Origin of the sequence: Fictibacillus sp. B-59209 (genome assembly GCF_036216745.1) — a bacterium.
Taxonomy (GTDB): Bacteria; Bacillota; Bacilli; order Bacillales; family Fictibacillaceae; genus Fictibacillus_C; species Fictibacillus_C marinisediminis.
Window position 1 is genome coordinate 170,338 of sequence record NZ_JARMMC010000020.1, and the last position, 23,680, is coordinate 194,017.

Genomic DNA, 23,680 nt, shown 5'->3' on the forward strand with positions numbered 1-23,680 from the left:
ATCTATCGGGCATGCTGTGTTTATCAATCAATGAAAGAGAGTGGTAGTGTTGATTAACCTTCAAAAAGAAATTGTACATGCCACCATGAAACGGCCTCCCGTTAAAAACGAGAACAGCCATGATTTTTTCATCGGCTATGATGGACAGGATACTCCTTTCCTACTGCTGCCAACAACACCAGGGCTGCTCCTTGAAGATGAATGCTATGGCATTTCATTCCAGAGGGATGTATGCAATCCCTATAAATACCATTTGGATACACACATCGTCCCGGTCGACTTGAATAATATCCGCATGTTCATCGACCACCTTGCTTTCTTTTTCGGACCTGACCATAATATGCTGAACATTTACCTGGAAAGCAGCTGCTATCAGGCCTATGTAAGCTGGAGCACTAAGAAACAAGAGGAGGTAATTAAAGAGACATTGCTGAAGTATGATGCTGTTTCTTCATTAGATGAGAAAAAGAAATACAGTGAATTGTTAGAACAGCTTTTAAGAAATTGACTTAAAAATCTTGATCCTGGAAAAGTTATCTACTTAGTTAGCCATTGACAAGACCATCATTCGACAATATACTACAAATAGTTTGAAAATAAAAATTTTCAATATATTCAAATTATAAAGATTAATCAATGAATGGGGGACATCAATGAGTATTTTCAGAAAAAAATCCATTTCAGAAATGTTAGCTCAAAGTAACAATAAAGGATTGAACCGCTCATTAGGAGCATTTGATTTAACATTATTGGGCATCGGGGCAATTATAGGAACCGGAATATTTGTTTTGACTGGAGTTGTAGCAGCTGAACATGCTGGTCCTGCTCTCATCCTTTCTTTTATCATATCTGGTCTTGCTTGTGCTTTCGCCGCCTTCTGCTATGCCGAGTTTGCATCGACCGTTCCTATCGCCGGCAGTGTTTATACCTATACTTATGCCACGTTAGGTGAAGTTTTTGCCTTTTTGATCGGCTGGGATCTGATGCTGGAGTACTTGCTCGCCACATCTGCTGTTGCAACCGGCTGGTCCGCTTATTTCCAGTCATTGATCGCTGGATTCGGCCTTCACCTTCCACATGAGCTTGCAACAGCTCCAGGATCCGGCAAGGGGGGATGGATTAACCTCCCGGCGGTTATCATCATTTTGCTGATTACTACGCTATTAAGCAGAGGAATCAGGGAGAGCGCCCGCGTCAACAATATTATGGTATTCATAAAGCTTGCTGTTATTATTCTGTTTATTGTTGCCGGTGTCGGCTATGTGAAACCGGATAACTGGACACCATTTATGCCGTTTGGTTTCGAAGGGATTGTAGCTGGTGCCGCAACAGTATTCTTTGCCTATATCGGATTCGACGCAGTAGCAACCGCAGCCGAAGAAGTGAAACGGCCGCAGCGTGATCTGCCTCTCGGAATTATCTGGTCGCTTACCATCTGTACCGCATTGTATATTGTAGTATCCCTTATTTTAACTGGTATGGTGCCCTACAATAAATTGAACGTAGCAGACCCTGTTTCCTTCGCCCTGCACTACGTAGGCCAGGATTCCATTGCAGGTCTTGTATCAGTCGGTGCGATTACGGGAATTACCACTGTTCTGCTCGTCATGCTTTTCGGACAGGTTCGAATTTCTTATGCGATGAGCCGCGACGGCCTGCTGCCGCCGATACTTTCTAAAGTTCATCCGGTATTTAAAACGCCATTCAAAAATACCTGGCTTACGGGATTTATCGCAGCCGGAATTGCCGGTTTTATCGATCTTACAACGCTTGCACACCTAGTTAACATGGGAACATTGTCAGCATTTGCTCTTATCGCTGTAGCTGTGATCGTGTTAAGGAAAACACATCCAAACCTGGAAAGAGCATTCAAAGCTCCATTCGTTCCTGTATTGCCAATCTTAACCGTTTTATTCTGTCTTTACTTGATGATCAGTCTTCCTTCGATCACATGGATTTCTTTTGTCATCTGGATTGCTATCGGCCTAATCGTTTATTTTTTCTACGCCCGCACGAGAAGCAAACTTAATTAAATAAAATCAAAAAAAAGAGGTGCGGAGAATTTCCCGCGCCTCTTTTTATCCTGTATATACATCGCCATCAGGATAGTGAATGATTGCTTTATTCAGTTTCGAGGGAGAAGTGCCCCAGCCCGATTTTCCCCAAGAACATGATGCAGATGAATCTTCAGAGGATTTACACTCCTTCATTTTCGAAACGGTTTAAATCTCTATTTTGTCCGATCACTACGAGAACATCACCTGGCCTCAATACCACATTGGCAATCGGAGAAACAAGAATATCGTTGTCTTTTTTTATTGCGACAATATTACATCCGTATTTGGCACGGACATCAAGTTCCGTCAGGGTTTTGCCTGCAAGTTTGTCAGTGACTCCTACTTCAATGATGCTGTGTTCGTTGGATAGTTCAATAAAATCAATAATTTTCTCAGACGTAATAAGCTGGGCTACCCTGAGGGCCATGTCACGTTCAGGATGTATGATTCGGTCCGCACCCACTTTTTCAAGGACTTTATGATGATAGTCATTTTGAGCTTTAACCCAGACTTTGTTCACTCCTGCTTCTTTTAAAAGAAGCGTAGTTAAGATACTGGATTGGATATCTTCCCCAATCGATACGATCACATGATTGAAATTTCGAATACCGAGAGCGCTTAACGCTTTCTCGTCTGTAGAGTTTGCCTGTACAGCCTGAGTAGCAATACTGGCGTATTCATTTACCCGCTCGATATCCCGGTCAACAGCCATGACTTCATATCCCATTTTTGCAAATTCTCTGCATATGCTTCCACCGAAACGGCCTAGCCCTATAACGGCAAACTGCTTGTCCATTCCTCTCTCTCCCTAGAAAACAAATATTAGATAAGAACAAATAAAAAAAGACCATTATAAAAATGGTCAGCTACTTTCCAAACTGTCCCTTTCTTCCTGTATAACGCTTACGAGGTTAGCTGCCGGATTAGGAATTGGAAGTATCCCTTCTTATTTCTAAGATTCACCCCAAAAAAGTGGTTTCCCTGCTCTTAAAAAGCGATTTAAAATTAAGCGATTTAAAGGCTATGCGATTTTGAATAAATATAATGTAATCCTGCAAATGTTAATTGTCAATGCTTTCTTAAGGACTTCATTTCAGGTTAAAAAACGCCTGCTGCCTGCATTCCAATAATTGAAATGCCAAGGAGCCATACATATATAGCAAAGCCCTTTAAAGAACCTTTTTTCACTAGAGAGATCATCCATTTAACCGCTAAGTAGCCGAATAATGCTGACATGGCTGTCCCAAGGAAAAGGGAGAAGAACGATAATTGTTCCGCCTGGCCGCCCAGCACATCTTTCACTTGAAGCAGACACCCTCCCGCGATAGCCGGTATAGATAACAAAAAGGAAAAGTAAGCTGCTGTTCCTCTGTCAATCTTACGGAAAAGTGCTGCAGCAATCGTTAACCCTGAACGGGATACTGCAGGCAGGATTGCTGCTCCCTGAAAACTTCCAATTAAAACCGCATCCATAATCGTAATGTCTTCCAGCTGCTTATGTCCTCTTGATTTCATGGTATCCGCAAACCAAAGCACACACCCTGTGGCAAGAAACTCCCATCCTACAGTAACACCGGTCTTCGAGATCTCCTCAAAATAGTCCTTAAATGACAAGCCTATAATAACGGTGGGTATAGTGCCTGCCACAAGCAGCATGGACAGTCTGCTGAAGGGTTTCTTAATCAGTTCTTTGATCTCATTCCAATAAATTGTCACCACTGCAATCAGTGTGCCAATATGAAGCATACTGTCGAGGAACAGCCCTGCTTCATCCAGTCGAAAGAAATGCCTTCCTAAAAGAAGATGCCCTGTGGAACTTACAGGCAGAAATTCAGTCATCCCCTGAATAATCCCTAATATGACCGCCTCAAGCCAATCCATGTGTTCACCTCTTATCACTCATCATGATAAAACGTATTCACCGGAAAGGAAAGTTAGTACAAGGGTTTACTACAGAATACCGGAAAACAGCCGAGCAATCGATTCCTTCGTCCGCTCCCATAATCCTCTTTTATAAAAACCGACAGGCCTTACCTTTTCACTATCTTTTATATCTTCCTCATAATGTTCTGCGAGGTCTTTTATCGATGAAGTCCCCGTTAAAAATACATTCACTTCAAAATTCAGATGAAAGCTTCTCATGTCCATGTTCGCTGTACCGATGGATGCCATGTCCCCATCTACGATGATAACTTTCTGGTGTAAAAACCCCTTCTTATAAGAATAGATTTCAATTCCGCTGCGCAGCAATTCAGGAAAATACGACCTTGTAGCATACTGCGTCAGAAAACCATCGTTGATCTCCGGCACCATCAGCCTTACCTGAACCCCTTTTCTTGAAGCAATTCTTAATGCAGTTCTGATGGCTTCGTTCGGAACAAAATAAGGCGTAGCGATCCAGATGGATTTTGTTGCACAGGATATGAGGGAATAATACAAATCACTCATGATGCCTTCCTGAGTATCCGGTCCGCTCGGAACCACTTGAACCACCCCATCCCCTGCAACAGGAACAGGCTTGATATACTCTTCCTTCTCAAGCAGGTATTCTTCACTGACGTAATCCCAGTCCAGTAAGAACACAGCGTGAAGCGTTTGAACGGCTTCTCCCTCCATGACCATATGGGTATCACGCCAAAAACCGAATTTTTGGTCCTCTCCCAAATATTCAATTCCTACGTTCAGGCCTCCGACAAATCCTACTGCTCCATCAATGACGATAATCTTACGGTGATTTCTAAAATTAAACTTTTGATTAAAGAATCCATATTTAATAGGCAGGAACGAATAAACCTTAATGCCAGCTTTTTTCATTCGGTCGACTTCATGTGATGCGAGGGTGAGGCTTCCAACCGCATCATATAAGAAGCGAACTTCAACCCCTTCTTCGGATTTACGAATTAAAATATCGATAATTTCTTTCCCAAGACGGTCCGATCTGAAAATGTAATATTCAATATGTATGTACCTTGTGGCTTCCAGCAGTCTGCGTTTGATTTCAGGAAATGTTTCTTCCCCATTCTTAAGGATTTTTGTCTGGGTGGCACTGTTTTGAAAGGTCATCGTTACGTTGTGCGCAAATCTTGAAAAACAAGCTTGATGCTCATTAAATAAAGACCAATCCGGTTTCTGTTCTCTTTTGGCAAGCAGCAGCAATTCTTCTCTGTCATGCTTCCGTTTGCTCTTGAAAAGGTGGCCCTTTAAGTAAAGCTGTCCGGAATACAGGTAAAAAATATAACCGAAAAGAGGAAAGAACACTAAAGCATAGATCCAGACCAGCGTATGCTGTGCTGTCCGGTTTTCGAGCAGAAGAGAATAAATAGTGATAAAAAGGATCGCAAAATAAGCAGCGGCGCTCCCCCACTTCCAATACAATCCCATATTTGAAAAAAAGATGATGTACAAAGCTGCAATCATTGCAAGGACAAATGAAAATTCAAGAATTCGTTTCATGGCTGATTCTCCTACTGCTTGGTTTTCAACTAAAATTCCCGTAAAATCAGTCCATTAAACCAAGAAGAAGGAGAAAGCTTCTCCCTCTTACCATTCATCTTCATTATGTTCAAACAAATCAATGACCCCAAGTACGATATGTGCAAGTCCAAACCCAAGCAGGATGTTAGAAAGTGAAGAATACTTGCGTGTGTTACCTCTAAAAGAAAAAGAAGCCAAGCTTACAACAGTTCCTAATACAGTGGGAATCAACCCTTCTCTTCTCAGCATAAAGATCCCTCCTTCATCTTGAATATCTATAGTATTTTCAACTTCAGCCGGAGTATGAAATATTTCATTTCAAAGCCCTTTATGCAAATCAGAATGAGCAAAAGAAAAAACAACGGAAAAAGATCCGTTGTTTTTTTATGGTGCGAACGTCAGCTCTTCGCTTTGTGAGGTATTCTTCCCAAATTTCCCGTAAATCGTAATCAGCATTTCACGCTCTTCCTGAGAGAGTTTACTCAATAAATTTTCCATACTTACCAGACGCCGCTCTTCAGCTTCATGCAAGATTGCAATTCCTGTTTCGGAAAGCTCCAAATAAACAATTCTTCGGTCAGCTTCACTGCGGTAACGCTGCACGTAATTCTTTTTATAGAGGCGATCCACCGCTACGGTTACTGCACTCGGCTTCACTTCAAGCATTTCAGCCAATTCAGTAACTGTCCAACGGTCTCTTACAGATAGCATTCTCATTAAAATGTATTGGGTTCTGGTTAGATCTCCTTCACCTGTCGTTTCCGGATGCAAACTTTTAGACAGTATATAATGAGCCACTTCCAGCTTTTCAACATATGCCTTTAGTCCTTCTATTTTCATTTAATAGAATCCTCCAACTTTATGAACTAATAACATTATACTAAAAAATCTAAACATTGGAAATTTATTTTTTGGAAAATTAGAATTTCTAGGTCTAATGGCTCACTTGGATAAAATTGACATACTTTACGGGATGAGGTAATATAAATTTATAACGTTCAATATAATTTGAACGTTCAAAAGGAGGAGAACATGCAAGAAATTTATTATTTGGAAGATGCCGAACAGCTAAAAGTCATTAGCGATCCCCTTCGCTTAAAAGTCTTATGGGAAATTATTGATGAAGCCAAAACAGGAAAAATGATTGCTGGTATTCTCGAAGCCCCCGCCCCAAAAATTCATTATCATTTAAAAGAATTAGACCGCGTGGGATTGATTACAGTAGAAAAAACTGAGGAAAAAAACGGCATCATCCAAAAATTTTATCGTCCGATCGCCAGAAATTTTTCTGTTGAAAACATTCTTAAACAACACAAGGATCATGTGAAAAATGAATTATCCGATACGCTCAGGGAAAATGTTCTAATTTCCCTTGATAAAACAAAAAGCTATTTGCGCAGGGTAGACAGCAGCTTGTTCGAAGAGTGGAAACAGATTAAATTCGGCTATGACCAATTGTATTTGAATGAGGCTCAAATCCAGGAATTTGAGGAAAAAGCGAAAGAACTGCAGGAGTTAATTAATTCCTTAAAAAAAAACCGGCAGCAGGACGGAGAGCTCTATCACACGCTGCTGCTGGCATTCCCGTTCCGTGAACCCGAATATCCTGACGAATAGGAGAGGAGTTAACATGGCAGAAGCTATAATCAAAGAAGAACAGCCGGCAATTCCGGTTTCTTTTTCCAGCCAAAAAAATTTATGCTCTTGTGGGGAGTTACTTTTTGTTCAGCCTTCAGTATTGCAATATTTTTGTTTTCTCAATCCTGGTACATTGTAAAAACACTTAATATGGAAGCCTCTCTTGGAATGGTAATGATCGCATCAAGTATTCCCCGCCTCCTGTTCATGGCTGTTGGAGGGGTCATCGCAGACCGTGTAAGCCGGACCAAAATCTTATCGGTCTCTAACCTTACACGCTCTATCCTGCTCGGCGGACTCTTGATCTTGCTCGGTTCAGGTGAGGTTTCTGTCTATTCATTTGCCGTATTCGGCCTCGTCTTTGGAATTCTCGATGCCTTCGTCTGGCCTGCAAACAGTGCGCTTCTTCCCATGCTTGTTGAGGATTCTCAGCTGACAAGAGCAAACTCCATCATTCAGACGACTCAGCAAGCCTCTATGATCATTGGGCCGATGATTGGAGGATTCCTTGTCTCATGGGGAGGGTACCTGTTCTCCTTTTCTGTACCGGCAGTCATGCTGTTATGCTCGGCTTTACTCAGCAGATTGATTAACTTAAAGCCTGCCTCCACTGACAGCAGCGGCGCACCAGGTATTTTCGCCTCCATCAAAGAAGGCTTTTCCTTTGTTAAGACTCAGCCATTCCTAATCGCTCTCTTCATCAGTACCATATTCATAAATTTAAGCGTAGTAGGGCCGTTGATGATGGGATTGCCCATTTTTGTAAAAACCATCTTGCATGGTTCTGCTCTTGATTTCAGCTATATGGACGGATCAATGGCTGCAGGAATGGTCGTCAGTTCTCTGGTCATCGGCTTCCTCAATGTAAAAAGATACCGCGGCATGTTTGCGACGGCCGCCCTGTTTTCCATGGCGGCGGCTCTCATGCTTTTTAGCCAAACTCACTTTAAAGCCGGGTGCATGGCCGTCTTATTTCTAATCGGCATGACATTTCCAGCAACGAATATCCCGATCCTCTCTATTTTTCAGCAATTAGTGGATAGGTCGATGCTCGGAAGGCTTTCAGGATTATTAACCATGGCTTCCTTGGGGTTAACCCCTGTTTCCTATGCGGTTACCTCTTTCTTTCTTTCAAATGGCGTCTCTATCGCTTCCATTATGTTTGGCGGCTCCTGTTCATTGCTGCTCGTCAACTTGATTGTACTTTGGAAATTGCCTGTATTTCGTAAAACCAGCTGAGGAGGAATAAAAGTGAGAATACTGATCATTGGCGGTACACGATTCGTAGGAAGATATATTGCGGCTTCATTTTTACAGAAAGGCCATCAGGTTACTCTTTTCAATCGGGGGTCAAATCAAGAACTGTTTCCTGAATGCCAAACCCTGATTGGAGACAGAGACAGCGATTTAAAGCCATTACGAGGACAGAAGTGGGACGCTGTTGTCGACACGTGCGGATATTTCCCGAGGCAGACTGAACAAATGGCGAAAACTCTGAGGGATTCAGTTCCTCACTACACGTATATTTCTTCTGTATCCGCCTATAAAAGCATGGAGGAAAAAAACCAGACAGAAGAAAGTGAACTTGGTGTCCTTACGGATCCAGCCACAGAGGAAATAACCGGAGAGACATATGGCCCATTAAAAGCCGCCTGTGAGGAAAAAATCAAACAGACCTACGGTGAGTCCTGTCTGATCATCCGTCCCGGCTTAATTGTCGGACCCCACGATTATTCAGACAGATTTACGTATTGGCCTGCCAGAGCAGCGAAAGGCGGGGGAATTTTAGCACCTGCAGAACCAGAAAGACAAGTTCAATTCATTGATGTCAGGGATTTGTCTGAATGGATCGTTTCAATGGTGGAGAAAAAAGCAGCTGGAGTGTTTAATGCAGTAGGAGATCATTATAGGATGGCTGAAGTCCTGAAAGCCTGTCTCTCTGTCACCAAATCCGGGGGTGAGCTTATTTGGGTAGAAGAATCCTTCTTAAATGAGAAGAAAGTCGATGAATGGATGGAACTTCCGTTATGGATTTCCTCCAAGAAATCCATCGGAATACAGCATATGAACAATGACAAAGCGATCGCCTCCGGGCTTGCTTTCCGAAGTATCCAAGAAACCATTATGGACACCTTTAACTGGGATAAGACCAGAAATATGAAACCAGAAGACTATAAAGCCGGCATGTCCCCGGATAGGGAGAAGGAACTGCTATCCGAATGGCGCGCCAAAACAGTGTCACATTCTTGATCATTTCTGAAAAAATTGGAAAATTGGGTGACTTCCCCATGGCACTTGTCCAGTCTTGAACAATAACAGCTGCATATTGTAATCATGTAGAGAATGTCACTCTATCCTGCCGGCTTAAAAGTCTCTCCGGCAGAAAAAGCTCTTCCCCACCCCAATTCTTCATCATGCGTTCGGCTTTTGCCATAATCCCTAAGATTATGGCTTTTTTTTGATTATTTCTTTCTGGGCAAATGGAACGAAGAATAAGGATCTGTGTACTTCGTCAGTTCAGACGGCAGCTTTCCAGCCGTAAATACCTGCTGAATTTCACGGTGGCTGATCTCCATCTTGGCTAAAGCTGGATAGATCGAATAATCCGTTCTCTGCTGATAGCGGCTGTCCATCGTTTGGAAAGCCTTTAGTGTAGATTCTTCAATTTCATTTACATACTGATGAATTTGATGAATCTGCTGAACAATCATTAAATATTCTGCCTTCAAACGGTGCATTTCCTCTATCTTTTTCTTCATCGTTCTTGTAGCAGCATCCACTTCACGGTCTCTTGCCTGATGAAGGGTATTCACAAAATCCTTCATCCTGTCCCGTCTGGTTTCTTTAAGCTCATCCAGATGTTCCATGGCATCCCGTTCCTTCGCTAACAGCCTGAGATACTCGTCCTTACTCTCATGAAGGGCTTCCATACTGACACGGGAATTTCTTCTGCCATACTGTCCAAGAAGACTCTCATACTCTGAAGAGGCCATATCCTTCTGCTTATGTAGGATCTTCCATCGATCATTAGCCTCTTTTATACGTTCTTCATAATCCTTGCTTATTTGATTAAACTGCTTAAGTTCAGGATACATACCGTACTCCTTTCTAATAAGAAAAGCTGAAGTGTCCTACCTGGGACGAAAAAATGCATCTAGTTTTCGTCCTTCGAGGGCCAATGACGAAAAAAGCTTTTAGTTTTCTTCCCTGGACACTGAAGCTGGATCAGCTAAATTCCATCTTCTATATTATTCGTGAAAGGAATCTTGTTTAATGGTCTCGAAGTTTAGAGGGTTAGAACTATATTCTGCAGAAAGAGGAACACACATGAAATCGATTTTAGTTGTCCGGCATTGCAAAGCCAGTGGCCAGGAAAGAAACGCTGTCCTGACAAAGGAAGGATTGCAGCAATCCCACGATTTAAAGAACTTTCTAATGAACAAACCCGTTGACAGAATTATTTCAAGTCCTTTTACCAGAGCAGTTGATTCCATTGAACCTCTGGCAAAATTTAAGGATCTCCCCATCGAAAAAGATGACCGCTTAGCTGAAAGGATATTATCCTCAAAGGATCATCCTGACTGGCTGAAACTGCTTGAGCATTCCTTTTACGACTTTGAAGCCGTTCTTGAAGGAGGAGAATCCAATCGGAAGGCAATGGAAAGGGTTCGGCCGCTTCTGAAAGAAATCATCGCTTCGCCGTATCAGTGTATCGTTCTTGTCACACATGGAAATTTAATGACTCTGTTATTAAAACTCTTTGATGAACGCATGGGTTTTTCAGAATGGAAGGCTCTATCGAACCCCGATGTATATGAAGTGACCGTACAGGAAGAAAGCCGTATCCAAAGAATCTGGAAATAAACTGGTAGTTGTTTCCACACCCCCACCCGCGGACACCTAAGGGCGAAACCTGTGTTGTAGCTAACATCACTATACAAAAACGGGAGGAATACATCCATGAAAAAGGTAGTAGTAGCTTCAATTCTAGGTGCATCATTATTCGGTGCTAACGCAGGAATTTCTCATGCGCAAGATTGCCCTCAAGGTGGAAATGTACAAGTACAACCACAACAAGGACAATCGAACGCTGATATAAATAAATTAATCGAATCTCTTAAAAAACAAGGATTCGATGTACAAACTCAAAAAGCTGAGCAAAAGCAACAACAAGCTCCAGCTCAAGAAAAAACTCAAACTCAAGCAGCTCCACAACAGCAAAAAGCGAGTGAAGCACCAAAGTCTGACGCTGCTGCTGGGCAATTAACTGCTGACGAAAAGCAAATGGTTGACAAAGTAAACCAAGAGCGTGAAAAAGCAGGGGTTAAACCGCTTCAAGTAGATATGGAGCTAACTAAAATGGCTCGAGTAAAAGCACAAGACATGATCGACAATAACTACTTCGATCACAATTCACCAAAATACGGTTCCCCATTCGACATGATGAAGAAGTTTGGCATCCAATACCAAACAGCTGGTGAAAACATTGCCGGAAACTCTTCAGTTGATGGAGCTCACACATCTCTTATGAACTCTCAAGGACACCGTGAAAACATCCTTAAATCTGACTACACAAAAGTTGGTATCGGGATTGTTGACGGCGGAAAGTACGGTAAAATGTTTGTCCAAGAATTCACTGGATGATCATCAAAAAAAAGAGGCTGCCCCTGCGGGCGCCTCTTTTTTGTATGGACATTCATTTCTCCCGCATTTACTCTCAATTTAAATCGGCAAAACCACTTCAAATGTTGTCCCTTTTCCTACTTCACTTGAAACCCTTACCCGGCCTTTATGATTTTCAATAATCTTATAGCTGACCATGAGCCCTAAACCTGTTCCCTCTTCTTTTGTTGTATAGAATGGTTTTCCAATTCTGTCCAATACTTGGTTCGGCATTCCCGTTCCATTATCCGTAAAGCAGAAATGAACATAATCTTTTCCTTTGCGGAAAGCTTTAATGGTAATGGTTCCACCTTCCGCCGTCGCTTCAATCCCATTTTTTATTAAATTAATAAAAACCTGTTTAATCTGAAAAGGATCACAATCAATATCAGGAATGCCTTCGCCAATCTCCATTTCCAGTTCAATGTTTTTTAGGATCGCCTGTGTCTGAAGCAGGGAGACTGTTTCTTTTAGTGTGAGCACGAGACTGCTTTTTTCAATATGCTGGCGGTCGGTCTTGGCAAGCAGCAGAAACTCTTTGATAATATACTCAATCCGGTCAACTTCGTTTAAAATAATGGAATAATAAGCATCATGTGCTTGGCTTTCATTTTTAAGCAGCTGGATAAACCCTTTAAGGCTGGTGAGAGGATTACGGATTTCATGGGCGACTCCAGCAGCCATCTCACCGACGACATTCAAGGTCTCCGCTTTTAGAAGGCGGGCTTCTGTCTGCCTTCGTTCAGTCACATCTTCCAGGATACACAGGTGGATGCCCGGCAGTATGTCTTTCTTTCCTGTAAATTCAATCAGCCTTTTTTCGTCTGCAAATCCTGATTTAAACTCCCATTTGAGGCTCGGATCGAGCATGAACAGATCCCAATTAAGAGATAATTCTCCTTCATCTTCCTCACAGATGAAGGCATCCAGCCTGTTTTGGTTTAAATCCCCGTGTGAGATTCCCAGCACCTTGCGCGCGGCTGGATTAGCTTCGAGAATGACTCTGCTGTTATTCAGCAAAAGAATAGGATTGAGTGTATTATTAAATATTTCTTTGTATTTGTGCGTATAGAGTATTAATTCTTCTCGTGATTTTGTATCGCGTGTACAATCCGTTGAAGTACCAACAACTTCTGATACCTGTCCATTATGAAACACAGGTGAAAGAACCGTATGATAAGAACGGTCCGCATAGTGCGTTTCAAAAAAGCAGGCATGGCCGCTGAAGGCTTTTTCAAAGTAAATTTCCCAGTGCTGAATAGTTTTAAGAGGTATCAGATCACTCAAAGGGCGTACTGCAGCAGCTCCACGAATTGCAATTTCTTGGGCAAACTTCCCCTCAGAGTGCGTGACAACATAGTTTCCTGCAGCTTTTCTTTTCAGCTTGAAAAATTGAACCGGACTGAGTTCCAATGTATGAATCTGTCCGTCCTCCTTTTGAGGTTGTTCTATACGCCTCTGCATATTCATCATTTTCACTAAAAATTGTTCAACCATGGTGTGTATACCCCTTTTCTCCATAGTTGGATTTTTGTACGCTATCGATCCCCTTTGATATAATTCGGTAAAAGGTAAGAAATTCCTATTATGCAAAGTGCCTAATTTTCTTTAGGAATTACTAGTAATAATATCCTATGAAGGATAGAAAATCCCTCCTTGCTCAAATGAGCAAGGAGGGATTTTCTTATTTTGCCTTTTCTGCAAAATCAATCATAAGATTTTGAGAAAGAGGTCCAATTATTTTTTTTTGGATTATCCCCTTGGAGTCAATCAAATAACTCGTCGGAAGAGATACCGCCTGAAACTTCTTACTGACCGTTCCATCCGTATCTAACAAAATCGGAAACGCTGCTTTTCGTTCCTTTACAAATTCTGAAACCGAATCCGTGCTTTTCTCTGTATATCTTAGATTTACTGCCAGGATTTCCAGCTTCTTTTCTTCATATTGGTTGAAGACTTTCTGCATATCGGGCATTTCTTTTCGGCAAGGAGGGCACCACGTTGCCCAGAAATTCAGAATGACCTTTTTACCACGGTAATCTTTAATGGAAACCTTTTCTCCGTTCAGTGCCATTATCGTAAAATCCGGCACTTTATTGCCTGGTTTTAAGCCTGTACGTCCATTCTCCTCCACCGGGCTGAATGTACCCCTCGATGCATTCCGGTCCTTAGGTTGTGCTTCCTGCTTTGATGTCCAAAGGGCGAGCCCGATTAAACCAACGAGGATGAGAACAATAATGAATGGTTTTATTTTCATAGAATCTGCCTCTTTATGTTTTTCTTGATGGGTTTCTTCCCCTGCATATTACAGCTTAGAAAGAAGGACAATAGAGCCTTTAGGCTGTGTGCTTTTTGCTGTAGGTTCTCTTCCGAATAAACTCCTTTTTTTCTCCAAAGTTTTATAAAAACTTCCTGAACCACATCTTTTGCAGTATCTTGCCTCTGGGTCATTCGGTAAGCAAAGGAAAACAATAACTTTTCGTATCGGTCGTAAATCTGCTCAAGCGCTGATTTATCCCCGTTTTGAACTTTAAGATAAAGTTCAAAATCCGTAAGCTTTGACATACCTGTCTCCTTTGAATCGTTTTACTGTCATTATACCTATAGATGTCTGCTTTGTCCTACCGTAATAAACAGCGTTATTAAGATAACGTTTGAATTAGTGTTTTGGATGACCTGAATTCTGGAATTCTGCATCTGCCACGACGAAGTTTCTATAAAAATACATGGAGAAACGCCGATATATAAGTGTAACCGGAACAGGAGATCTATCTTTAAATTCAGCAAAAAGCGAGGATGAATATAATATGGATAAAACATCGGTGATTGGCTTAATCATTGGATTTATTGCTATTGGTGTAGGTATGGTTTTAAAAGGGGTTGCTATCTCTTCGCTCTTCAATCCCGCAGCACTGCTGATTATCTTTGCAGGAACAGCTGCTGCCATCATGATTGCCTTTCCTTTAAACGAAGTAAAAAAACTTCCAAAGCTTTTTAAGATATTGTTTACCGATCAGAAGATGGTAAGCATGGGAGAACTGATTGCAATTTTCATTGAATGGGCAACTATCGCCCGAAAGGAAGGCTTGCTTGCACTCGAACCGAAATCTGAAGAAATTGATGATCCATTTTTAAAACAAGGGATCAAAATGATTGTCGACGGCCAGTCCCCCGAATTTATCAAGGATGTACTAATAAAAGATTTGGAAACGATGGAAGAACGCCATCTCAGCAACGCGGGCATCTTCTCACAGGCAGGCACCTATGCGCCGACGCTCGGAGTACTCGGAGCAGTTGTCGGTCTTGTTGCAGCCCTCGGACACATGGATGATATTGAGGCCCTCGGACATGCCATTTCTGCTGCTTTTATCGCAACGCTCTTTGGAATATTTACTGGGTATGTCCTATGGCACCCCTTTGCCAATAAATTAAAACGAAAATCACAGAATGAAGTCATGCTAAAAGAGATTATGATTGAAGGGCTTTTATCCATCCAGGATGGAACCTCTCCAAAAATATTGGAAGAAAAATTATTAACCTACATCCCGGCAAGCGAACGGGAAAGCCTAAAAGAGGGTGTCAGCATTGGCTAGAAAAAAGAAAAAACATGAAGATCATGTAGATGAATCATGGCTCATTCCTTATTCCGACATGCTGACTCTTCTCCTGGCGCTATTTATCGTTCTTTTTGCAATGAGTGAAGTGGATGCATCCAAGTTCAAACAGATGGCCAGCACGTTCCGCAGTCAATTCTCCGGCGGAACCGGCGTAATGGAAGAACAGGCACCCATCTCATCAACCGAATCAACGCCGCTTCCTAAAAAAGAAAAGATCGTACAATTATCGATTCAGGAAAAGGAACGGATGGAGAAGGCCAAAGAAGAGCTAGAATCCCTTCATAAGGTCCAGAAAAAAATAGACAGTTTTATAAAAGACAAACATCTATCGAAAAGCCTGCAGACGAAACTGACAGAGAATGGCCTATTGATTACCATTTTGGATAATGCGCTCTTTGATTCAGGAAGTGCAACCGTCAAGACAGAATCGGTCAGTATAGGAAAGGATCTGTCTAAATTACTCGTCACCAATCCTCCCCGAAATATTATTATTGCAGGGCATACGGATAATGTTCCGATTGAAACGGCTAAGTACAAGTCAAACTGGGAATTAAGTGCTATGCGAGCCATTAACTTCATGCAAATCATGATGAAGAACCCGCATCTATCACCACAAACACTAAGCGCCAGCGGCTATGGGGAATACCGGCCGAGAGCCAGCAACAAAACCGCACAAGGCAAAGCAAAAAACAGGCGTGTTGAAGTACTCGTCCTGCCAAACTATAGTCTTGAAAACGCAAAATAAGAGGATGAGCTTCGGCTCATCCTCTTATTTCTGCTACTGGCGTTTTTGTTTCTTTGCTTTCTCCAGTTCCTTTGGTTCGTATTTTTGTTTATAGGAATCGAGGAAGGTAATCCTTTCGAGCATAGTGGGGTGGCCATACAAAAAGAACTTCACGAGCTTTGGCGGATTCACTTCGCTGAGCCCTGAGATCGTCAGCTGCTGGAAAGCTCCAACTGCTGAGTCGGGATTCTTGGTCATCTCAATGGCATAGCGGTCTGCATCCTTCTCCGCTTTACGGGAAAACGCATTTTCAACAGGACCAGCAACAAACGACAATAGACTGAATATCAGGAGAAGCACCGGCAAGCCAGCGATATCACTCACTCCTTTGATACCCCACCGTTTGCCCCACTTTGAGATCGCCCAGGAATAAATTCTGCTTCCCAGGAAGAGGCCGAAGAACGACAGGATGATCGCACCTATGAGATTCTGATACAGATGTTTCATCACATAATGACCCATCTCGTGGGCCATGACAAACAAAACCTGTTTATCGTTCAGTTTATCGAGCGTCGTATCCCATAATACAATACGCAGGTTGGACCCTATGCCATTTACATAAGCATTGAGGGAATTGGTCTTTTCCGACATGTTCACTTCATATACGTTGGAAGCCGGTATATCTGCCCGTTCGGCCAGCGTTAATATTTTCTCCTTCAGCACCTGGTCCTTTAAAGGATAAAATTTATTATAGAGCGGATCAATCACAACGGGCTGGATGAAATACATAAAGATGGTGAACGGAATGGAGATCAGCCACGCGTACAGCCACCACTTCTTCTTACTTTTACGGATAAAAAAATAGATGACGAGTACAGTTAATACCGTAAATATCCACCCTACCCAAAAGTCGATCAAACTGTCTTTCATCCATCCCTTGAACGGCTGTACGGAGATATGATAATCCCTTGAGATCGTATAGCTGTAGTATCGAAGCGGAAAGGTCAAAATCCAGCTCACAAAGGACAGCAAAAGGACATAAAGAGCTGTATGGATGACTGAAAAACGGGTCACTTGCTTGACAGTACTCCTCATTTTTTTTGATATTCCAAACCCTAAAACGAGCAGATAGATCAGCCATTCCAACGGAACAGACAAAAAGTAGATCCAATCCTTTATCCTTGAGAAATCATAGCTCAGCTTAAGCTGCCTATCATTCATAAACATGGTAGGATCAGCAGCAGAACCCCGGAATTGTACCGGCAGATCGGCCTGAGCCCCATGCATTAAGTAATACCACATGGCGGCTCCATACAAAATAAAGCCAATAGCGACCAGAATTGCTTTTTTCACACGCTCTCCCCCTTACGGACATCCTATTCCTAGTTTAGGTAACTTTGTCCAAATTAGAACAAAAAAGAGCAAAAGCTTTCACATCTTTTAAAAAGCCTGTCCCAAAGTAGGAACAATATAAAGATTGTCATGCTGGAGATCGTAGCCATTCGGCTGTATGTACACGGCATTTAGCCCCATCAGCAGGGCCGGTGCGATTTCGTTGATAAAATTATCTCCGATGGAAACCGCTTCATCCGGCTTCACCTTATATTTGGATGTAATGGCCATCAGAATCTCTTTGGTCTTTACAGGCTTCTGTGAGGAAGGAAAGATCTCATCAAACACATCCTGCAGCTCCAGTTCAAGGAGCAGACGCAGCGCATCTTCTTTATCACTGTTTGTCATCAGAACAAGGTGTTTTTTCTTCTTCAGTTTCTCAAGGCTTTCCTTCAATAATGGCGTTTTTGTGAGTGAAAACTCATCACTGACCATATACATCTTTGTCGCGTTGTAGCAATCCCATGTATCCTGCTGGCTCAGACCGTAATGCATGGCGGTAACATAGGGCAGCCACCAGCCATCCCCAATAGCGATAAAGCGTTCAAAATCATATGTAAGTTCTCCAGAGTACTCCCTCTTCATGGTTTCTTCATTCATTTGAGTACCGTCCCAAAGATGTGCAGCCGTTACCTGCAAAGTCAGGGGATCGACAGTGAGCGACGCATTTTCTTTCAAGTCATACACTTTTCCGATGGCAACAGAATGTTTCCCCTGTTTCATCTCTTCATAAGAGTTATAAAACTCTCCTTGTATCGATATATCCGCCCGCTGCTGAAGTAGACGGCAATAATAGTCAAAATGATCAGTGTCCTCATAAAGGGTGCCATCTAAATCAAAGATTAAAAGCTTGCTTTTTTCTATCATTTCACGCATATACACAACTCCTCTCCTCTTTATTGTATGCTCATTATTTTCGGAAGTAAAACAGGCTGAGTATTCAGGTTAACTTTTTTTCCATTTTTTATATCCAGGTGATATACTTCCCTCGGTCAGAGAGCTTTCATCCATTCTTGCCATCAATTTCATGCCAAAAGCAGAAGAACACAAGGTGGAAATCCTAAGGCAAAGGTTGAAACAGCTTATTCTGTGCCATCTTCTTATGCAAAAAATGACATGGGGATGCTAATCAAAAAAAGATGGCCTTTAAAGCCATCTTTTTTGTTTGCTCTTCTTTCTTTTCGGTAAAAATGGGAATAGCAAAGAGGTGAGCGGATGAACGGTATCACAGAAACAGTAGTCAGGACATTACTTGGTTTGATCTTTCTATTGATCTTTACAAAAGTATTTGGAAAGAAACAGTTAGGAGAGCTAACCTACTTTAATTATGCGACGAGTATAGCCTTTGGCAACATCGTCGGCGAAATGATTATTCACTATAGAGACGTTCCTATTTCCAATGGCTTAGTCGCGGTTTTGATATGGAGTTTTGCTCTCCTGGCTATCGAATTTCTTGTTAAACGGTCACCCAAGTCCAAATTGGCTCTGGAGGGTGAGCCTTGCATTGTTATAAAAAAAGGAATGATAATGCAGCAGGCGCTGGATAAGCTCAATCTCGGTCTGGATGATTTGTGCATGCTGCTGAGAAACCAGGAAATCTTCTCTATAACAGAAGTAGATTATGCTATCTTTGAGCCCAACGGACAGCTTAGTATAAAAAAGAAGAAAACGCCTGATGCTGCTCCCTCCCATTTCCTCCCTTCCGAACTGATTGTTGACGGAACTGTGATGCAAGGAAACTTGCGGGAATATGGACTTACTGAGGAATGGATCCAGAAGAAACTGCAAAATGCTGGAATCTCTTCCTGTAAATCTGTTTTTTTTGCACAGCTGCAGGAAGATGGTACCCTTTACGTTGCTCAAAAAAATAACGAAAAGCCGCTCATCATCTGAGCGGCTTTCTCATCATTCTGCGTTTACAGGGCGATGATTTTGCTCCTGTTTATTTTTCTCAATCACTTGATGAAGCTTATCCGGGAAGTTCGTGAACATCCCTGTTACTCCCCAATCGATCAATCGTTGCATATCTGCTGTTTCATTTACGGTGTAAGGATGAATTTCCAATCCGCCGTTTACCGCTTTTTGTACATAAGCTTTATCCAGGAAATCTTTGTTTGGACCAATTCCAGTTGCATATTGCTTATAGGAATTAAGATCCTGGTCAGTTAAAACTGCATGCTTCTTATAATCAAGAAGCTGAATTAATTTTAAAGATGGGTCAAGCTTGTGCACTTTCAACAGGCTGTCTTTGCTGAACGATTGAACGAGCAGCGTGTCTTTATTGATGTGATATTTATTCACGAGGCTGATGAGCTTCTCCTCCATACCTGGATACACATCTGGTGATTTCGTTTCTATGTAGTAATTTTTGTTTTTGCCAAATGTCTTGAAAATCTCTTCGAGTGTAGGTACTTTCAACCCTTTGTACATCGGCTTCGCATATTGCGGATATTTTTCATTAAACCAAGAACCCGCATCAAGCTGTTTGATTTGATTTAAAGTGAAATCTTTCACTTCTCCCGTTCCGTTTGTTGTACGATCGACGGTTTCATCATGCATAGCGATCAGCTTGCCGTCTTTCGTCATCTGCAAGTCAATCTCAATATAGTCTCCATGCATCTTGTCACCCATATGATAGGAAGTCAGCGTATGTTCCGGAGCATAGCCAGATGCACCTCGATGTGCGACGTCAAGAACGTCATGGTGTTTTTGAACAGATTCAGCATCCGCATTATGTCCTGAAAACAGGCTGGCTCCAAGAACGGCCGCACTTAGTAAAGAAGTCATTTTTTTGTTCAACTTACTCTCCCCTTCCGCATTATCGAACAGACCAAGCATACCAAGGGAGTATTAAGCGGTAATAAAGCAGGTGTAAATAAGAGGTAAACGAATATTTAGAAAGTATAAATATTGTAAAATTTAAAAATGATCCTCGGAAAATATTTCTCAACAAAAAAGACAAGCCTGTTAAGCAAGGCTCGTCTTCCGTTCTTCCAAATAATTTTCGATCGCATAGGCGACTCCGCTCTCATCATTCGTTTTGGTCACATGTTTTGCAATCTGTTTGATTTCATCGTAAGCATTCCCCATGGCAACACTGATGCCTGCCTTTTCAAGCATGGAGACATCGTTATAGTTATCCCCGATCGCCATCGTATCGTTCAGGCTTATGTTGTGCAGTTTGGCAAACTTCTCAAGGGCAACTCCTTTTTGAGCATCCGCATTTGTAATCTCAAGGTTATTATTTGCGGATGAACTGACGGCCAGATGATCAATCTTGCTCAGCCTGTCTACAGAGTTTGCGATTTTTTCCTGCTCACTGGAGAAGGCCAAAATTTTGTATACTTCGAGACCTTCTTTTTCCATCAGCTTGTCATAATCGCTAATATATTTAACTGTACCCAATTTAAACCGCCTTAATGCCGCTTTATGGACATCGTCTTCTGTGGCTTCAGGGTTTGAAGTCAGAACGATGTCTTTCATGACTTTAAACGCTTTTTCACGGTTATCTGTATAGGTGCCCTCACTCGTATACACTTCATAATAGATGTCGTTGGCACGAAGCGCTTTTTCAATGTCAAAGTATTGTTTTGACGGGATAGGAATGCTCGTAACCTTTTCCCATTTATCCGAGCGAATCTCAGCGCCGTTCACACAAATCAACGGAAGATACAATTCTGCTTCACTGAGTGTATATCTCGCTTCATCAAATGAACGTCCCGTAGCAATCACAACCATATGGCCTTTTTCCCTGGCTTTCTCAATAGCTTCTTTGTTCGCTTTCGTCACTTTCAATTGTTTGCTTACAAGTGTTCCGTCCATATCTATTGCTATCAGTTTCATCTTATCATCCTTTATCTCTTCTTTCCTTTTTTCAGTGTACCCCTTTTTTTCAATACATTACCTTAATTATTTATAAGAATGCAAGCGCATTTGCTGTAATAAAAAAAGAGCACAATAGCTCTTTACCCTTTAATCATTATGAAAAAAACCTGTAAACACATCGATGAAAGCATGAAGGACTTCTACAGATTGAAAAGGCTCATTTCTAAAAGATTGTTGCTTTGGGAACATTTTTGTAAAGAGCTTCATTGACAAGTTGATTGGAGTGGAAGGTGCGAGATTCCTCGAAAATGAATTTCACATTTTCTTCGTGCGATATAACACTGCCGAAGCCTTCCTTGNNTGACAGGTGAAACCCGCAGGCACTTGCGCCGAGGGGTTCAGCGCACGCCCCGCGGAAAGGGAGCAGCCTGAAACGGAAATCAAACACTCCCAAGGGCAACAAAGGTTACGAAAACAGCCATTGAAAAAGAATAAGCGATAACACGGTTGTAGAAAACAATCCAATTGCAACAAATCGAATAAGATGTAAACCCATACCATTCGCCAACTTTCTAATGGATGCCTATCCTAACGTGGTAACTTTTGTCATCCCATTAAAAAGGAGTAGAGGCTTAAAGCCGCAACAGAGCTTAAAACCACAAAAATTATGTTCCAGTTCAGATACGCGGTCAAGCCCGCCACACATGCCCCCAATAATCCAAACCACATACTGTCCCCGTTTATATGCAGGATCCCAGGGAAAATCAATGCTCCGAGAATGGCAAAAGGAACATTGCTCAAAATCCGCTGCAGTCTGGGAGGAATTCGGTTCGTATTGATGAGTACAAGAGGCAGGACACGCGGAAGATAAGTCACAACTCCCATGCCTGCAATCATCCAAAGCAGATTATTTTCCATGAACCTTCTCCTCCTTAACAAAAAATTCAATACCTACCGAAGAAATAAGAGTTGATAAAATGATTCCCCAGCCGCCTGCCAACGGTTCATAAAGAGAAAAGAGCGAGTTAAGAAGTGCAGCTGTTCCTGCCAATGCAATGACTTTTCGTGATTTTTTCGCAGAAGGAATCAAGAGCCCTATGAACATCGCGTAAAGAGCAACTGCCATACCGTTTTGGATCGTTGCAGGGAGTCCAGCACCAATCAAATAGCCGACCCCTGAATTAACGACCCAGCTGCCATACGCAATTAAACCTAAACCGAGCATAAAAGCTGATGTCAGTTTCTTTTCTGTTCGTGTGGCTGCTACTGAGAACGTCTCGTCCGTAATCAGAAATCCGTAAATAGCTTTAATCCACTTAGCGTCATCTTTCATTCTTTCGTTTAATGAAGCACTCATCAATAAATGGCGGATATTCATAATAAACGCGGTTATGATGATTTCAAAAGCACCCGTACCTGCTCCAATCATCGAAAGAGCAATGTACTGGGAAGCACCTGCAAAAACGATGACACTCATTCCAACCGTTTCAACCAACGACAGCCCGCTTGATTTCGCCAGCAATCCATATGTAAAAGCAATCGGCAAATAACCAATAGCAATAGATAGCCCCGCCTGAATACCTGTATAGAATGGGTGACTTTCCTTTTCTGCAGAAGGGAATGGCAGCATGATGTAGAACACTCCTTTATTAGCTTCATTTTCAGATAATATGTTATATTATACATATTGTATGTTATATAAAACGAAACAACAAGGAGAATTTCTTTTTATGAATTTGAATGAAGTTATAGGCAGAAGGTTAAAAGCGATGAGAGGGCAGCGGAACTGGAGCCTTGAAAAAACGGCAAATGCAACCGGAGTTTCTAAACCCATGCTCAGCCAGATTGAACGGGGAGAATCCAATCCCACCGTCAGTACACTGTGGAAAATCGCAAATGGGTTAGGTGTTTCGTTCAGTTCCTTTTTGGAGGAGGATCAGCCTGCTATCAAAAAAGTAAACACTGCGGATGTTGAACCGATAGCAGACAAAGATGGGACATTCCTTGTAAGGCCGCTATATCCTATGGAGCCTGGAAAATCCTTCGAAATCTATTCTGTCGAACTTCTTCCAGGATGCCATTATACGTCTGAGCCCCATGGGGATGGTGTAGAAGAATACATTCTCGTGGAAAAAGGCTGCCTCTCATTAACTGTCCATCAAAACTATTTTAATTTGTCAGCAGGTGAAAATATTCGTTTTGCTGCAGACTATGTTCATGTATATGAAAATCAGGAGAATGACCCTGTAAGAATAACGATGATGATTTATTATCCATAGAAAACAACCTTC

At 42.0% G+C, this 23,680-nt stretch carries 27 protein-coding genes and 1 riboswitch; of the genes, 12 read left to right on the plus strand and 15 right to left on the minus strand.

Annotated elements, in window-relative coordinates; genetic code table 11:
- Positions 1–46: 46 nt before the first annotated feature.
- Positions 47–508 (plus strand): hypothetical protein, encoded by a 462-nt coding sequence (locus P4361_RS17295; RefSeq protein WP_248251695.1) that lies wholly within the window; start codon positions 47–49, stop codon positions 506–508.
- Positions 509–653: 145 nt separating this feature from the next.
- Positions 654–2,033, plus strand: a complete 1,380-nt coding sequence (locus P4361_RS17300) for an amino acid permease (RefSeq protein WP_328090231.1) — start codon at positions 654–656, stop codon at positions 2,031–2,033.
- A 163-nt stretch (positions 2,034–2,196) separates the two neighbouring features.
- Here the strand turns inward: P4361_RS17300 and P4361_RS17305 are convergent, their stop codons facing one another.
- From P4361_RS17305 to P4361_RS17325, 5 genes are all read right to left on the minus strand, one after another.
- Positions 2,197–2,853: a TrkA family potassium uptake protein gene (locus P4361_RS17305; RefSeq protein ID WP_328090232.1), complete on the minus strand. Its 657-nt coding sequence runs from the start codon at positions 2,851–2,853 to the stop codon at positions 2,197–2,199.
- An 89-nt stretch (positions 2,854–2,942) separates the two neighbouring features.
- Positions 2,943–3,079: riboswitch (cyclic di-AMP (ydaO/yuaA leader) on the minus strand.
- Positions 3,080–3,155: 76 nt separating this feature from the next.
- Entirely contained in the window at positions 3,156–3,938 is a 783-nt protein-coding gene (locus P4361_RS17310) for an undecaprenyl-diphosphate phosphatase (RefSeq protein WP_256226602.1), read from the minus strand.
- Positions 3,939–4,007: 69 nt separating this feature from the next.
- On the minus strand, positions 4,008–5,510 hold the full coding sequence (gene cls / locus P4361_RS17315) for a cardiolipin synthase (RefSeq protein ID WP_328090233.1): 1,503 nt from the start codon (positions 5,508–5,510) through the stop codon (positions 4,008–4,010).
- Positions 5,511–5,597: 87 nt separating this feature from the next.
- A complete protein-coding gene (locus P4361_RS17320; protein ID WP_062236488.1) occupies positions 5,598–5,780 on the minus strand; it encodes a hypothetical protein in 183 nt (60 codons plus the stop codon).
- Positions 5,781–5,915: 135 nt separating this feature from the next.
- Positions 5,916–6,371, minus strand: a complete 456-nt coding sequence (locus P4361_RS17325) for a MarR family winged helix-turn-helix transcriptional regulator (protein WP_062236491.1) — start codon at positions 6,369–6,371, stop codon at positions 5,916–5,918.
- A 192-nt stretch (positions 6,372–6,563) separates the two neighbouring features.
- Here P4361_RS17325 and P4361_RS17330 point away from each other — a divergent pair, with 192 nt between their 5' ends.
- From P4361_RS17330 to P4361_RS17345, 4 genes are read left to right on the plus strand one after another with little or no spacing between them, the layout of a single operon-like run.
- Positions 6,564–7,148 (plus strand): helix-turn-helix domain-containing protein, encoded by a 585-nt coding sequence (locus P4361_RS17330; protein ID WP_328090234.1) that lies wholly within the window; start codon positions 6,564–6,566, stop codon positions 7,146–7,148.
- 13 nt (positions 7,149–7,161) lie between these two features.
- Positions 7,162–7,308, plus strand: a complete 147-nt coding sequence (locus tag P4361_RS17335) for a hypothetical protein (RefSeq protein WP_328090295.1) — start codon at positions 7,162–7,164, stop codon at positions 7,306–7,308.
- Entirely contained in the window at positions 7,275–8,408 is a 1,134-nt protein-coding gene (locus P4361_RS17340) for an MFS transporter (RefSeq protein WP_328090292.1), read from the plus strand. Before P4361_RS17335 ends, P4361_RS17340 begins: the two co-directional genes overlap by 34 nt.
- A gap of 12 nt (positions 8,409–8,420) precedes the next feature.
- Positions 8,421–9,419 carry an NAD-dependent epimerase/dehydratase family protein gene (locus tag P4361_RS17345; protein WP_328090235.1) on the plus strand — a complete coding sequence of 333 codons (999 nt, stop codon included), beginning with the start codon at positions 8,421–8,423 and terminating at the stop codon, positions 9,417–9,419.
- 212 nt (positions 9,420–9,631) lie between these two features.
- Here P4361_RS17345 and P4361_RS17350 read toward each other — a convergent pair whose 3' ends face one another.
- On the minus strand, positions 9,632–10,264 hold the full coding sequence (locus P4361_RS17350; RefSeq protein ID WP_328090236.1) for a hypothetical protein: 633 nt from the start codon (positions 10,262–10,264) through the stop codon (positions 9,632–9,634).
- Positions 10,265–10,496: 232 nt separating this feature from the next.
- Here P4361_RS17350 and P4361_RS17355 point away from each other — a divergent pair, with 232 nt between their 5' ends.
- Positions 10,497–11,033 (plus strand): histidine phosphatase family protein, encoded by a 537-nt coding sequence (locus P4361_RS17355; protein ID WP_248251684.1) that lies wholly within the window; start codon positions 10,497–10,499, stop codon positions 11,031–11,033.
- A gap of 96 nt (positions 11,034–11,129) precedes the next feature.
- Positions 11,130–11,813: a CAP domain-containing protein gene (locus P4361_RS17360; protein WP_248251683.1), complete on the plus strand. Its 684-nt coding sequence runs from the start codon at positions 11,130–11,132 to the stop codon at positions 11,811–11,813.
- Positions 11,814–11,891: 78 nt separating this feature from the next.
- Here P4361_RS17360 and P4361_RS17365 read toward each other — a convergent pair whose 3' ends face one another.
- The 3 genes from P4361_RS17365 to P4361_RS17375 form a co-directional block, all read right to left on the minus strand.
- Positions 11,892–13,328 carry an ATP-binding protein gene (locus P4361_RS17365; protein ID WP_328090237.1) on the minus strand — a complete coding sequence of 479 codons (1,437 nt, stop codon included), beginning with the start codon at positions 13,326–13,328 and terminating at the stop codon, positions 11,892–11,894.
- Positions 13,329–13,515: 187 nt separating this feature from the next.
- Complete coding sequence (locus P4361_RS17370) at positions 13,516–14,088, minus strand: TlpA disulfide reductase family protein (protein WP_256226616.1); 573 nt, start codon at positions 14,086–14,088, stop codon at positions 13,516–13,518.
- Positions 14,085–14,396: an RNA polymerase sigma factor gene (locus P4361_RS17375; protein WP_328090238.1), complete on the minus strand. Its 312-nt coding sequence runs from the start codon at positions 14,394–14,396 to the stop codon at positions 14,085–14,087. The genes P4361_RS17370 and P4361_RS17375 overlap by 4 nt, the downstream gene beginning before the upstream one ends.
- 242 nt (positions 14,397–14,638) lie before the next feature.
- Here P4361_RS17375 and motA point away from each other — a divergent pair, with 242 nt between their 5' ends.
- Together motA and motB are read left to right on the plus strand one after the other, a co-directional pair.
- A complete protein-coding gene (motA, locus tag P4361_RS17380; RefSeq protein ID WP_328090240.1) occupies positions 14,639–15,424 on the plus strand; it encodes a flagellar motor stator protein MotA in 786 nt (261 codons plus the stop codon).
- Positions 15,417–16,193, plus strand: coding sequence for a flagellar motor protein MotB (motB, locus tag P4361_RS17385; protein WP_053355493.1), 777 nt, complete (start codon positions 15,417–15,419; stop codon positions 16,191–16,193). The genes motA and motB overlap by 8 nt, the downstream gene beginning before the upstream one ends.
- A 33-nt stretch (positions 16,194–16,226) precedes the next feature.
- Here motB and P4361_RS17390 read toward each other — a convergent pair whose 3' ends face one another.
- Together P4361_RS17390 and P4361_RS17395 are read right to left on the minus strand one after the other, a co-directional pair.
- Positions 16,227–17,525 carry a M48 family metallopeptidase gene (locus tag P4361_RS17390; RefSeq protein ID WP_328090242.1) on the minus strand — a complete coding sequence of 433 codons (1,299 nt, stop codon included), beginning with the start codon at positions 17,523–17,525 and terminating at the stop codon, positions 16,227–16,229.
- Between the two features lie 87 nt (positions 17,526–17,612).
- Positions 17,613–18,440: an HAD family hydrolase gene (locus P4361_RS17395; protein ID WP_328090244.1), complete on the minus strand. Its 828-nt coding sequence runs from the start codon at positions 18,438–18,440 to the stop codon at positions 17,613–17,615.
- A 339-nt stretch (positions 18,441–18,779) separates the two neighbouring features.
- Between P4361_RS17395 and P4361_RS17400 the strand changes: the two genes are divergently transcribed.
- Positions 18,780–19,457: a YetF domain-containing protein gene (locus P4361_RS17400; protein ID WP_062236525.1), complete on the plus strand. Its 678-nt coding sequence runs from the start codon at positions 18,780–18,782 to the stop codon at positions 19,455–19,457.
- Positions 19,458–19,469: 12 nt separating this feature from the next.
- Here P4361_RS17400 and P4361_RS17405 read toward each other — a convergent pair whose 3' ends face one another.
- The 4 genes from P4361_RS17405 to P4361_RS17420 form a co-directional block, all read right to left on the minus strand.
- Positions 19,470–20,351 (minus strand): glycerophosphodiester phosphodiesterase, encoded by an 882-nt coding sequence (locus P4361_RS17405; RefSeq protein ID WP_425590278.1) that lies wholly within the window; start codon positions 20,349–20,351, stop codon positions 19,470–19,472.
- 180 nt (positions 20,352–20,531) lie between these two features.
- On the minus strand, positions 20,532–21,407 hold the full coding sequence (locus tag P4361_RS17410) for a Cof-type HAD-IIB family hydrolase (RefSeq protein WP_256226626.1): 876 nt from the start codon (positions 21,405–21,407) through the stop codon (positions 20,532–20,534).
- A 588-nt stretch (positions 21,408–21,995) separates the two neighbouring features.
- Complete coding sequence (locus P4361_RS17415) at positions 21,996–22,307, minus strand: AzlD domain-containing protein (RefSeq protein ID WP_328090246.1); 312 nt, start codon at positions 22,305–22,307, stop codon at positions 21,996–21,998.
- Entirely contained in the window at positions 22,297–23,019 is a 723-nt protein-coding gene (locus tag P4361_RS17420; protein ID WP_328090247.1) for an AzlC family ABC transporter permease, read from the minus strand. Before P4361_RS17420 ends, P4361_RS17415 begins: the two co-directional genes overlap by 11 nt.
- A 100-nt stretch (positions 23,020–23,119) precedes the next feature.
- Here P4361_RS17420 and P4361_RS17425 point away from each other — a divergent pair, with 100 nt between their 5' ends.
- On the plus strand, positions 23,120–23,668 hold the full coding sequence (locus P4361_RS17425) for an XRE family transcriptional regulator (RefSeq protein WP_328090248.1): 549 nt from the start codon (positions 23,120–23,122) through the stop codon (positions 23,666–23,668).
- Positions 23,669–23,680: the final 12 nt, after the last annotated feature.